Origin of the sequence: Mucilaginibacter sp. 3215 (assembly GCF_050433785.1) — a bacterium.
Lineage (GTDB): Bacteria > Bacteroidota > Bacteroidia > Sphingobacteriales > Sphingobacteriaceae > Mucilaginibacter.
Genome location: NZ_JBNPWO010000026.1, coordinates 42,055 through 54,438 on the forward strand (window position 1 = coordinate 42,055; position 12,384 = coordinate 54,438).

The 12,384-nt window shown below is 43.2% G+C and carries 10 protein-coding genes; 5 read left to right on the forward strand and 5 right to left on the reverse strand.

Annotation, left to right across the window (positions count from 1 at the left end; translation table 11 throughout):
• The first annotated feature begins 118 nt into the window (after positions 1–118).
• The 3 genes from ABIC84_RS25730 to ABIC84_RS25740 all read left to right on the forward strand — a co-directional run bounded on the left by ABIC84_RS25730 (position 119) and on the right by ABIC84_RS25740 (position 3,526).
• Complete coding sequence (locus ABIC84_RS25730; protein WP_429265429.1) at positions 119–667, forward strand: hypothetical protein; 549 nt, start codon at positions 119–121, stop codon at positions 665–667.
• 145 nt (positions 668–812) lie between these two features.
• Positions 813–3,056, forward strand: a complete 2,244-nt coding sequence (locus ABIC84_RS25735) for an FG-GAP-like repeat-containing protein (RefSeq protein WP_429265430.1) — start codon at positions 813–815, stop codon at positions 3,054–3,056.
• A gap of 89 nt (positions 3,057–3,145) precedes the next feature.
• Entirely contained in the window at positions 3,146–3,526 is a 381-nt protein-coding gene (locus ABIC84_RS25740) for a hypothetical protein (protein WP_429265431.1), read from the forward strand.
• A gap of 129 nt (positions 3,527–3,655) precedes the next feature.
• Here ABIC84_RS25740 and ABIC84_RS25745 read toward each other — a convergent pair whose 3' ends face one another.
• Positions 3,656–4,462 carry a hypothetical protein gene (locus ABIC84_RS25745; protein WP_429265432.1) on the reverse strand — a complete coding sequence of 269 codons (807 nt, stop codon included), beginning with the start codon at positions 4,460–4,462 and terminating at the stop codon, positions 3,656–3,658.
• A 25-nt stretch (positions 4,463–4,487) separates the two neighbouring features.
• Positions 4,488–5,234 (reverse strand): hypothetical protein, encoded by a 747-nt coding sequence (locus ABIC84_RS25750; RefSeq protein WP_429265433.1) that lies wholly within the window; start codon positions 5,232–5,234, stop codon positions 4,488–4,490.
• Positions 5,235–5,493: 259 nt separating this feature from the next.
• Between ABIC84_RS25750 and ABIC84_RS25755 the strand changes: the two genes are divergently transcribed.
• Positions 5,494–6,117 (forward strand): hypothetical protein, encoded by a 624-nt coding sequence (locus ABIC84_RS25755; protein WP_429265434.1) that lies wholly within the window; start codon positions 5,494–5,496, stop codon positions 6,115–6,117.
• A 74-nt stretch (positions 6,118–6,191) separates the two neighbouring features.
• On the opposite strand, the gene ABIC84_RS25760 is transcribed toward ABIC84_RS25755, so the two are convergent.
• Positions 6,192–7,538, reverse strand: a complete 1,347-nt coding sequence (locus ABIC84_RS25760) for a BamA/TamA family outer membrane protein (RefSeq protein ID WP_429265435.1) — start codon at positions 7,536–7,538, stop codon at positions 6,192–6,194.
• 239 nt (positions 7,539–7,777) lie between these two features.
• On the opposite strand from ABIC84_RS25760, the gene ABIC84_RS25765 reads away from it, so the two are divergent.
• Positions 7,778–9,511 carry a glycoside hydrolase family 13 protein gene (locus ABIC84_RS25765; RefSeq protein WP_429265436.1) on the forward strand — a complete coding sequence of 578 codons (1,734 nt, stop codon included), beginning with the start codon at positions 7,778–7,780 and terminating at the stop codon, positions 9,509–9,511.
• Positions 9,512–9,626: 115 nt separating this feature from the next.
• Here ABIC84_RS25765 and ABIC84_RS25770 read toward each other — a convergent pair whose 3' ends face one another.
• Positions 9,627–11,258 carry a DUF5597 domain-containing protein gene (locus ABIC84_RS25770; RefSeq protein ID WP_429265437.1) on the reverse strand — a complete coding sequence of 544 codons (1,632 nt, stop codon included), beginning with the start codon at positions 11,256–11,258 and terminating at the stop codon, positions 9,627–9,629.
• 99 nt (positions 11,259–11,357) lie between these two features.
• Positions 11,358–12,371 carry a nucleoside hydrolase gene (locus tag ABIC84_RS25775; RefSeq protein ID WP_429265438.1) on the reverse strand — a complete coding sequence of 338 codons (1,014 nt, stop codon included), beginning with the start codon at positions 12,369–12,371 and terminating at the stop codon, positions 11,358–11,360.
• Positions 12,372–12,384 lie beyond the last annotated feature (13 nt).

Here is a 12,384-nt window from a genome sequence, read left to right on the forward strand (position 1 = left end):
CGACCGGGTAAGTCGATTTATACATTGATATTATATGATTTTAATAATAAATTAAATGGGCATAAATAAGTCTTGAAAATATCGTTTATAAATCTCATCTTTAGATAATTGTAAACCTTTGAAAAAGACCATCGCTTTAATATTGCTTAATATTTACCTGCTGAACATTGGCGGGCAACTGGCCTTGCACCAATACTTGGTTTATAAATCGGACCGGTTTTTTAATGAACAGGTTGGGAAAGGCTTTTATAATGTAAATGACCTTACCGAAGTCACTATCCCAGTTAACTTACCTGCTATTCATGATTGGCGAACTTTTGAAAATATATCCGGGCATATTACATTTGGAAACGCCACCTACAATTACGTAAAAATGCGATTGACGAGGAATGCCCTTCACCTGATGTGCATTCCTAATTATAAAACTACCCGCTTTGCCGATAGCAATGTGCTTGAAGCAAAAGGAATAAAGGGTGCTCCTGTTTCTCCCAAAGAGCATGTGCCCTTTGGCAAAATGGTTTTAAAAGATAATGTAAGCCTTTCATTTGTGCAATTTGAATTTTACTGCCCTGTAACGCCATTGCCTAAAAACGTTGTACAACCTGTGCAATCGTTAGTAAGTTCTCATCAGGATATTCCCGAACAACCACCCAAAGCAACCTGCTGATTTTCTTCCTTTAGCTCATTTACCGACCGGCATTTGTTTTAATGCCCCTGGTCGTGTTGTCCGAAATTTCTATTGACAATTTAATACCACATCTATCGCGGGTAAAAGCCCTGGTATTTTATCCGCGAGGGTATATAAAAATCCTATGATAAAGAAAAAAGTTACCGCCGCGCTTGTGCTGCTGTGCGGCTTCACCATAATAGCATCATGCCAAAACTCATCTAATGAGGAGATGACCCAGGTACTTAAGCAGATAAATAAAAAGAATAACACCATTTCCAACCCCTTTAACCCCGAGATGAAGCTGGCTTACTGCGATTCGCTGCTTAAAACCAACCGGCTTGCTAAAAGTCCTGAAGTATTGTTTTCAAAAGCTTCACTATTATTAAAGGCAGGGCAGGAACAGCAATCAGTAAACATTTATAAGTACCTGATGGATAATATCGACTTTATGTCGACCGATGAGATGCTGTCCGAGCAGGCCATAGCTTACATGCGTTTGGGTGAACGGAGCAATTGTATGCTTAACCATACCGGCTCGTCATGCATCTTCCCAATTAAAGATGATGGGGTACACAAGATCCAAACAGGTTCAAGAAAAGCAATTGAAGTGTATAAAACATTGCTGAAGCTTCACCCGGATGATTATGAATCGCGCTGGCTGATCAATATTGCCTATATGACACTTGGCGAGTATCCGCAAAAAGTGCCCAAGAATGCCTTAATCCCAAGCCTTAACGCCGACCCGGATACTGCATCACAGGTTAAACCATTTGTTGACGTGGCAGCGAACCTTGGTGTTAATATTAACGGTCGTGCGGGAGGGGTAATTGTTGATGATTTTAATAACGATGGCTACCTCGATATCATGACATCGGGCTGGGACCTGAGCGATCCCATGCATTACTTTCAAAATAACCAGGACGGCACATTTAGCGACCGTACCGGGGCCGCAGGCTTAACAGGCATTACCGGTGGACTGAATATCCAGCAAACGGATTATAACAATGATGGTAAACTGGACATTTTTGTTTTGCGCGGCGCATGGCTCACCAAGGGCTTCGGCAACCAGCCAAGCTCATTATTGCGCAATAATGGCGATGGTACTTTTACCGATGTTACTGCTATTAGCGGTTTATTTATGCTTCATCCCACGCAAACTGCAACCTGGGCCGATTTTAACAACGATGGCTGGCTGGATGTGTTTGTGGGTAATGAGAATTCGGAGTCAATGTATTACGCTGATGAATCAACATGTCAGCTGTACATGAATAACCGTAACGGTACATTCACTAATATAACTACTGCTGCCCATTGCGGTATTAAGGCATTTGTTAAAGGCGTAACATCTGCCGATTATGATAATGACGGTTTTACGGATGTATTTATTTCAACTATGGACGGGCATAAATACCTGCTTAAAAATAAAGGTAAAACCAGTGTGGGTGTGGATTTTGAAGATGTTACCGCGCAATCGGGCCTCGATCAAATTAAACAACGCACCTTTACCACCTGGTTTTATGATTATAATAACGATGGCTGGCCCGATTTGATGGTCGCTAACTATAACTTTGAACGTACTTTAGGTTATTACAGTGCGGCCGCCGCCCTGGGCAAAGCTGTACCGGAAGCTGGCAACATTTATCTATACAAAAACAATCATAACGGGACATTTACCAATGTAACCAAAGAAGCCGGCCTCGATAAAGTAGTTTACAGCATGGGCGCCAACTTTGGTGATATTGATAACGATGGTTATCCCGACATGTATTTTGGCACAGGAAACCCCGATTTTAAATCGCTGGTACCTAATAAGTTTTTCAGGAACATCGGCGGGAAAAGATTTGCCGATATTACTTCATCGTCGCGTATGGGGAATTTGCAAAAAGGGCATGGCGTTGCATTTGCCGATTTGCGGAACAACGGGCACCAGGATATTTTTGCTCAAATGGGCGGGGCTTACATCGGCGACTCGTACACCAGCTCATTATACATGAACCCCGGTGTAAGTAATAATAACTGGATTAGCCTGAAATTGAACGGCACAAAAGCCAATAATGCAGCCATCGGGAGCCACATCAAACTTACTTTTATGGAAAATGGTGTTAAGCGTTCTGTTTATAAGGATGTTAACTCGGGCGGGAGCTTTGGGTCATCGCCATTGCAGCAGGAGATAGGCGTTGGCCAGGCCAGGATAATTGATGAAATTGAGATCAAGTGGGCAGGAAGCGGCGCTGTGCAGCACTTTAAAAATGTTGCCCCTAACCAGTTCTTAAACATCATCGAAGGTAATGCACAATACAAAACCATCCGGTTAACAAAATTGATTTTCCGCAGCAAAAACATGCCGGGTTGTATGCCTATGCAAATGGCAGCCAAAACAAATTAAATTATGTTTCTGTAACAGAAAATATTAGCTCTGGTTTTATACCAAAATAGTTACATTTATATCAACAACAATTAAAATAAATCTTAACCATGAGAAAACTCTTATTACTATGCTGCATGTTCATTGGATTGGCTGCAGCAGGCAACGCGCAAACCAAGCCCGGTGCCAAACCTGTTGAAAAATCAAAAGACCTGCAAAAGCAATTAAAGCTCACTGATAAACAAACCGAAAAAATTGCGGTGATATACCAGGAATCATCCGATAAGTTTGAAAAGATCAAAGCCGCTGATAAAGGTGATAACACGAAAATGATGGTTGATATTAAGCCATTACGGGAAGCTACCATCTCAAAGATCAAAGCTGTTTTAACAAAAGAACAAACGGTAAAATACGATAAGCTTTTGAAAGGCACCAAAGCAGCAGGCAGCAGCGGCTGGGGTGATGGCTGGAGCGCTACAAGCGGTCAATAACCAGTTTGAGTAGTAACAAAATAACAGGCCGCTTTTTTCTTCCAATTAAAGCGGCCTGTTTATTTATAAAATTTATTTAACCGGCATACAGTGCCATGGCAGATAGTTATATCGCATCTTAACTGATTCCTAATCCAGGATCTCTATGGGCCGGTTAAGTACTTCCTGCAGCGGGATCTTTTGAATACGCTTATCTTTTTTTATATAATTTAAACTAACCGGGAGAAGTATTGGCCCGGCGGTAACAGACCATCCCGGCGGGTCACCGCCTTCTGTTAGTCTTAAAAAACCGTTGCTGATGTAAAGAGGCATCAGTAAGGCCTCTCCGGTATCCATCGAGCCCAGATCTATTTGCAGTGAATTAGAATGGAAAGATTTAGCTGCGCGTTCCGGATCTATAAATTTATTGATATCGGTAGGGTCAAACATTTCACTTACTTCATCAAGCTTTAAACGGTTGATGTCGAGCTTTACAGATTCTGCTTTGCCTTTTCCAACTTGTTTAATAATTAAGCAGGCAACTGCCGTACCCATTGGCTTCAGCTTTTTTTGCCTGTATAAGGTTGTAAATTCCTCCAGGTAAGTGGAAGAAATCCCATAGTCGGGGTGGTAGCTTCCTGCAGCAATAAGATCATCTATTTCGTTCTTCATTACCGGGTAAACCAAAGGGCTGTGATCCTTTTGGCCGGCAGCATCTTTCATCTTATGGTATGAGGCTATGCTCATTTCGCCATAACCAATTTCAAATTTTGCATTGGCGGTATCCAGCTGTTTGGCAAGGCTGTCCAATTGTTGCCTTTTTATAGTATTGCGCTTTTGCCGGGCAACATAAAAATACAGGTTGCCGATGATCAGGACACTGCCAGCCACCATCAGAATAAGGGCGAGGCCATTTTTAGTTTGTTTGGCCGGTATTGGGTTTTCGTTATTTTCCATTTATGAATATCTGATCATTGTCAAACTATCCGCGGCCCTGCACTCCTTCGGCCAACCGGACCGGGCTCAGCATTTTTCGTATTACTAATGATTTACGGGCGGTATCTGCTGGTTCTGTATAGCGGATATTATCCGGCAGAAAAATGGTTTTTGATTCAATTTTCCACTGCCTGTTTTTATTAACAGGGTTTGGTTTATCGTAAGTCACAAATAACGGAATTAAAATTCCCTGCCCGGTTGAAAGCCTTGAAGGTAGTTTTATAACTTGTTTCACAGCGGTACCCTTAGCCCTGATCTGGCTGTCATAGTCATTTTTGCTTTGAGGGTCTTCAGTTACAGTAAGCGGCTGGCTAATATTGAGCTTGCTCACGTCAAGCTCAATGTCTGATGCATCGCCCTTGCCTTTATTCTGGATCATGAGGCAGGTGATAAACAGGTCATAATCAACAGCCGTGGTGTCGTTAAAAAGCTGGTCGGTTTTCTGAAGGTTTTTATCTGAAATTTCATTAGTGAGTATGGGATAATCAAGATAAAAGGCGTCCTTTTTCCGGACAGCACTGTCACCCCCTGCCAGGGCATAGATATCATTGATCATGCTGATATAGGAAATTTCCAGGCTGGCCTTCAGATCAGGGTTAACCGGCGGTGGCGGATCTCTCTTAATCAGATTATACCCGGTAGTTAGTAAACCTAAAATAACAGTAATTACGCCAAGCTTCAATTGCAGGCTTTTCCAGATGCTGTCTTTATCGGCTGTTTTCTTTTTGGCCATGCTTCCCTGTTATTGATATGGTTAGGAATATCATGTAGTTGTATTACATGATTGTTTTACAGATGCTTACAATATAAAATTAAGAATAATAATTAACAGCGCAGATATTTTATGTTGTATTTTTTTTCTTTAGTTAAACTCCTATCTTCACCTAAACTTAAATACTGTCATGAATAAATTTTTAATAACAAAGTTGTCTTTTGTTGCGATACTTCTGTTTTTCACCCCGGCCCTGCTATTGGCCAGCACACATAACAGAATGACAAGAAATATAAACATCGCTGGTCTCGTTGTTGATTCAAAAACCTTATTACCAATTGAAGCAGCTGGTATTTACGGGACCGATGAAACGCTGCTTGGCAAAACGGATGTAAGGGGCTATTTTAAGATCTCACTTAGTTTTATGGCCGATGGGGAAATGATGTTTAAATTAAAGATTATTAAAAAAGGCTATAATAACATTATGCAACGCGAGCATTGGGGCAATTTGCCGGGAGATACAAAAGCGTTGATGTATTTTGGGTTAGACAAAGGATCAGGATCAAACTCTTTTTCAAAACTGGTAAACAAGGCGATTGGCGATCTGGATTATCATATTACGCTGGAACATTTTGATCAGGTAAAAATCGCCCGAACGTTTGATAATAAACTATCTGCAGCAAAAGCTGGCAATCAGGATGTGTTGGTTAAGGTTGATGATAAACCTTATATTGTTAATGAAACAGGATGGATCGCGATATCTTCCGATAAGGACTCGATATTGATAAACAAGAAACAATTGGTAATTGCAGATAAAATAAATGGCATCGTTAAAAGGAAAAATATCAAGTGGATGACGCCGCTCGATACCAAAAACATAAAGCTGGCCATTTATACTAAGTAAACTAACTAAATATGGGAACGCTATAGGATTAATTTATAATCAAAGCCTCTGTCATTTCCCGGAGGCTTTAATATTTAAAATGCCTCATTCAAGCCCAAAAAGAAGCCTTTTGAGCCATACCTGCCAAAGGCGTAATCAAGGCAAAGATTGGTGCGTGTTGCTTTATTAAATAATACGCGCAAGCCGCCGCCATAGCCTGGTTGCCATTGCTGAAATATTTTGGTACCCGACTCATCATTGGTTGTTTGCAGGTTGGCAAATGCCACGCCGCTTACAAATTTATTCCGCAGTATCGGGAAACGGTATTCTACTTCCGAGTAATTGTATTGCGTACCCTTAAAATATTGTACTACATAACCCCTGCCGCTCCGGAAGCCAGGATCTTTGCCGGTGCCTGGCAGCTCGAGATAGGGGATGTCGCCGCTGATCAGGTATGAGCCCCAGTTCCAGAAGGCAACAACATGTTCGGGGTTGGTTTCTGACAGGCTGAAATACTTCCTGAAATCGGTAGTGAACTGCACCGCGTTTTTGGAGCTTCCCATCCAGCTTTGATTAATGCGGAAGCCTGCATCGACGTAAATCCCTCTGTAGGCCCGGTTTTGGTTGTCGCGGGTAGTGTATTGTAAGTTAAAAAGCAAGCCGTTAGCAGCATAATGGTCGCGGGCAAATCCATGACGGTCGCTATAGATATTGTATGGGGTAAGATCAGTTGTTGATTTGGTATCCTCAATTTTTCGCCTGATATCAAAGGAAGCGCCCGCACCTAAAAACAGCCCCTTATCAATTTCTTTGTATACCTTCTCGCGGATATTATAAAATTGCGAATGCAGCGCTCTGCCTTTACGCCCGGGGTTGGCCAGCACCTGATCGGCTTCGCTGCCGCTTGATGCCTGGCCAATCCCCAAGCCATAATCGGGCGAAACCGTTTTGGCTGCAACCAAACTGCCCTGAAAATTCCATTTATTGCCCGGTGTATATATGTTATGGTTGATATAAAAATAGATGATCCCCTTGGTGGTAATAGATGCCGATGTGGCAGCAACCGAAAGCAGGGTATTAGGATCGTTCCCTAATTTTTTTCCGGCTACAGCCTTGATCCCAATTTGTGACCCGATAGTGGGATTGGATGCCACGTTGGGTATGATCGTAATCCCAGACGATTTTTTATTAGGAGGTGCAGCCGGCCTGCCTGGATGCAATATGTTGCGTACCAGATCACCAAAGTCATATTGTTTATATAAAGTATCGGTGGGTTTGGCCGGTTGTTCTACTTTTTCTTTAATGCGCAATGAATCGGCCTTTACCGAATCGGCAGGTACCGGTACCTGGCCAAAGGACTGTGCTGCAATACCCGTAAATAGTATAAATAAAAACGTCTTTAAAAACAGGGATGAAATTTTATGTGGTGTTTTGTGATGCACGCTAACGTATATAAATAATTAAAATTCAATTTATTGACTGTGTAATTGTGATAGGTGTTAGCTCATTTCTAAACCCCGAAATGTGCATAATGTTTGAACTTTAAATTTGTAGGGGCGCTAAGGCAACGGATTTAGTTGCATTATTTTTTGTTCCGCTTAAATATTGCTACCTTAATATTCTCTTATTATAAACCGCAGAAAGTCAGTTTTGTCCTGCTAAAACTTAACCAATTATGATCATGAACGTACCTTACTTTCGTTTTGTGGCCTTCATTGTTTTTATGTTTGTTGCCTTTTCAGGGGCTGCGCAAAACAATCAAGGCAGAGCAGACACTATTGACCGCAAATGGTGGAAGGAAGCCGTGGTTTACCAGGTTTATCCCCGCAGTTTTAAGGATAATGATGGAGATGGCATCGGTGACCTGAAAGGTATTATCTCCAAACTTGATTATATCAAAAGCCTGGGAGTAGATGTTGTATGGCTTAACCCCATTTATAGCTCACCCAACGATGATAATGGGTATGATGTAAGCGATTACCGCAACATCATGAAGGATTTCGGAACCATGGATGATTTTGACGCATTGCTAAAGGGGATACATGCCCGTGGTATAAAACTGGTGATGGACCTGGTTGTAAATCATAGCAGCGATGAGCACGAATGGTTTAAGCAAAGCCGGAGCTCGCGCAAAAATCCGTACCGGGAATATTATCACTGGTGGAACGCCGAAAAGGGCAAACCCGCTTATCGCTACAGTTTATTTGACGTAAACCACGATGCCTGGCGTTATGATTCGCTTACCAATGCCTATTACCTGCATTATTTTTCGCGCAAGCAGCCCGACCTTAACTGGGAAAATCCAAAACTGAGGAATGAAGTATACGGCATAATGAAGTTTTGGGCTGATAAGGGGATTGATGGCTTCAGGCTGGATGCTTTCCAGTTTGCAGCAAAGGATACTACCTTCCCTGCCTTTCCGAAAGGGTTTGAAAAAAATTTCACCCAATATTACGGCGTACAGGGCAATTTGCATGGATACCTGCAGGAAATGAACAGAGAAGTGCTCAGTAAATATAACGTAATGAGTGTGGCTGAGGGAGCGGGTAACACGTTTGAAGACGGCCATAATTTAGTTGATGCCGACAGGAATGAATTAAACATGGCTTACGCTTTTGAAGGTGTGGATATTGCCAAACCCGGAGGCTATAGCTTAACTCATTTAAAGCAGGTATTTACCAAATGGGATAGTGCATTTGCAGCAAAGGGCTGGCTATCTATATTTCTGGCTAATCATGATCAGGCCCGGTTGGTAAGCAGGTTCGGCAATGATAGCCCAGAGTTCAGGGCAGTATCGTCAAAAATGTTGACCACCTTTTTGATGACCATGCGTGGTACGCCTTATTACTATAATGGCGATGAACTGGGCATGACCAATGCTGGTTTCAGCACAATTGATGATTACCGTGATGTGCAAACCTTGAACGAATATCAGCGGCAAAAAAATATTGGCGCTGATTTGCCTGCTTATTTAAAACGCATAGCCTTTGAAAGCCGGGACAATGGTCGTACCCCTTTTCAGTGGAACAGCACCGCTAATGCGGGTTTCACTACAGGCATGCCATGGATAAAAGTAAACCCTAACTTTAAAACCATCAATGCTGCCGCACAGGAGAAAGATAGCAATAGTACTTTGAATTATTTCAGGCGGATAGTAAAACTAAGGAAGGATGATCCGGTACTGGTATACGGAAAATATACATTGCTCGACGCGCAAAACCCCGATACTTATGCCTACACCAGGGAGTTGAACGGCAGGAAGCTGCTGGTACTCCTGAATTTTACGAGTAAAACAGCTCCGGCTCAAACAGGTATGGATTTGGATAATGCAACGGTTTTAATCGGCAATTATCAAAAGCCATCAAAAAATGGCACGCTAATGCCGTATGAGGCGGTGGTTTATGAAGTGAAGTAGGGCGATTGTTTTCAATGTAGAGACGCATCATATGCGTCTCGCACAGGACAAGCAAACCGTTAAAGCGTAGCCTTGCGTGCGGAAGACGCATGTAAGGCGTCTCTACGCGAAATTTTTATCTCACCACCAACGAGATCTGCAATACCCTCGGCCTATCGCCAATTGCAGGCCCTCCCCAGTCTGTTTCATCACCATTAAGGATGCGAAGCGATTTAAATACGCCTTGATCATACCAGCCTTCCTCAACCTTAAGGTATTGCCATGCCTTACCGGTGTTGCTGCCGGCCGGGCGGAAAGTGATGCGGCAGTTTGTGCCTGTCATGATAAATTTATTTTCATTAAGGCTAACAATCATGGCTTTACCGTTATGGTCTTTATTAGGTTTAAGTTCACCACCCCGACCGCTGCCAAATTTTACAATGGCATCCCAGGCACCAAGTTTAATGCTTTGCTCCGCGCCATCTTCATGTTCAACAACGGCTTTGATCTTATCTTCAAATGCCCATTGTGCCAGTTCACGCATCATTGGTGCTGCCACGGCATATTCATCCGCAAAAGGGGAAAGTAGCTCGACCAAATGATCATCGTTTGAACTATCGCCATTGTCATCTATCCCGAAAGGCGAAAAACCAATACCGCCATGGGCCAAAACATCATAAAAATATTTGGCATTATCAGCAATTAAACCAGCTTCGGGTACAAATAAAGTATTATCCGCACGGGCATATAAGTCAATTACTTTCAATATCCTTTCACTGCCCGACAGGTAAATATCAGGAGCAAGCAAGTCGATGGATGGGGCGGCTGCTTTCCAGATCGGAATCACATTATCCGTTGCACCGCCACTTTCATAATGGGTTGCCGTCGGATTGGTAAGCGGATCGCGAAGGGCCACGTTCACATACAATGGAAGCGGATATTCTGCTTTTCCAGCTGCCGCAACCTGTTCAATGAACCGGGCTATTGACCAGGCCTGGAAATATTCGTCAGCCCTGTCGCCAAAAACTTTGGTCCACGAGCCTTTTGAGTGTTCCGATACATTCAGGGCTTTTAGTACAGCTGGTTTTAACAGTTGGGCCGGCACATCGCCCTCAAACAGTTTTTGTGCCTTAGCTGAATAGTCGCGAACGGTGTCCCATGAGCCCGGTTCATTTTCAACCTGCACCATGATTACGGTATGTTGCCCATCGGCCTGCTTTAAGTAACGCATTACCGCCGAAAACGCTTTGATATCAGCATCTAAAGTAGCTTTTGAATGCGGGGAGGGCGAATCAATGGGCTTGCCTGTTTTACCTGTAATGTTTGGGTATTTTTCTGCATCGCGCTTCATCCATTCGGGCATGTAATGGTTACTGCCATTTTTCCAGGTGCCAAACCAGAGCAGCACCAAATGTACGTTGTGCTGCCGGGCCTGGGTAAGCAGGGTATCAACCAGCGCAAAATCAAATTTTCCGGGCTGAGGTTCTATTTGTTCCCAGTAAATGGGCACTTCGAGCGTGTTAAGGTGCATTGCCCCGGCCGATTTCCATACACCCGGCATTAAAGCAGGCCATGCGCTTGAGTTATGCGTCTGGCCGCCCAGCATCAAAAAGGGTTTGCCATCAACTAAAAACGCGTGCCTGCCACTTTTTTCGATAAGCCGGGGTAGCGATGTATCATTAGTTTGGGCAAAAGTTTGACTCCCCGCAAATAACAATGAAGTAAGCAGGAGCATATTTTGAGCTTTTTTGCCAATTTGTTTAAGCATGATATCAAGGTTTATGATCAGGCCAAAATAAGTACAAAACAGCGCTTAAGGTAATACTAAATAAACCGTTTATGGTTAAAAATATACAGGCTGCTGCCTTTACTTATTCAGCTCCAGTTTGGCAAAAAAATCATTGAACATGAGGTTGATATCCAACCTGCGGTAAACCCGAATATTACGACCGTGGGCATTATAATCATACCCACCCTGCGCATTAATAAGCGGACAAGGCTTTAACACATATTCGCTCGATGAAGGATCTGCCTCAAAGGATGATTGCAAGGCGGTAAGCAAAACCAGCGGACTATCGCCCAAAATATAGGTCTCGCCTAAATTAAGATGGAATTGCTGGATGCGGGCCATTAAGTTTTCAAGTACGCCAGTGAGGTATTTACCGGCTTCACCCTGCGGCTTTATTTTAAGCTGTAATTCAGAATAGGGCAATATCGCCTGGCGGTACCCGTCCCTTGGGATTTGCCAAAGCTTTAATTGCGAATGGTTAAACACCGCCCTTGTTGCATTGATATCGATATTGAGGTTATATTCAGGACTGCTGTAATTTGGCGGGGGCAATGCCAGGTCGCTGTATTCCGGGCCGCCAATCCATACCAATGTAAGTTTATCAGCAATTTTGGGTTCGGTTAATACCGCCGATGCAATTTCGGTAAGCCCGGCACCGCAAAGGATATACAATGGCAGGGAAGTATCTGTACGGGAAGCCTCTTTAATGATCAGGTCGACAGCCTTGCTTTTAACCGGGGTGCTATCGTTCACCATAGCCGTATTGGAGCCGGCAATTACCGGGAATTGATCTTTGATCTTCAAAACGGCTAACAGGTCTGCAGCCTTTTTTGCCGCATTCTCCGCCTGGGTTTTAGATCTATCGAACCCATCATTGGCATTCAGGTGCGAACCGATGATCCCTCTAACTTCAACCGATGGGGATAATACCAAATGTGTAAGCGCAAATAAGCCATCCGGGTCTCCGCTAAAGTCATTATCCATAATCACCCTGATACGGGGCGAAATGAGTTTATTGTTTGAAACTGATTGCCCTTTTGAAATAAAAGGAAAAATAAAGAGTAGAAATACTAAAAACTTGCTTGGGGTCATTGCTTACAGGCTA

Coding starts and splice junctions, on each gene's coding strand:
- ABIC84_RS25735 (WP_429265430.1), top strand. CDS start 813: ATGATAAAGAAAAAAGTTACCGCCGCGCTTGTGCTGCTGTGCGGCTTC.
- ABIC84_RS25740 (WP_429265431.1), top strand. CDS start 3,146: ATGAGAAAACTCTTATTACTATGCTGCATGTTCATTGGATTGGCTGCA.
- ABIC84_RS25745 (WP_429265432.1), bottom strand. CDS start 4,462: ATGGAAAATAACGAAAACCCAATACCGGCCAAACAAACTAAAAATGGC.
- ABIC84_RS25750 (WP_429265433.1), bottom strand. CDS start 5,234: ATGGCCAAAAAGAAAACAGCCGATAAAGACAGCATCTGGAAAAGCCTG.
- ABIC84_RS25755 (WP_429265434.1), top strand. CDS start 5,494: ATGACAAGAAATATAAACATCGCTGGTCTCGTTGTTGATTCAAAAACC.
- ABIC84_RS25765 (WP_429265436.1), top strand. CDS start 7,778: ATGAACGTACCTTACTTTCGTTTTGTGGCCTTCATTGTTTTTATGTTT.
- ABIC84_RS25770 (WP_429265437.1), bottom strand. CDS start 11,258: ATGCTTAAACAAATTGGCAAAAAAGCTCAAAATATGCTCCTGCTTACT.
- ABIC84_RS25775 (WP_429265438.1), bottom strand. CDS start 12,371: ATGACCCCAAGCAAGTTTTTAGTATTTCTACTCTTTATTTTTCCTTTT.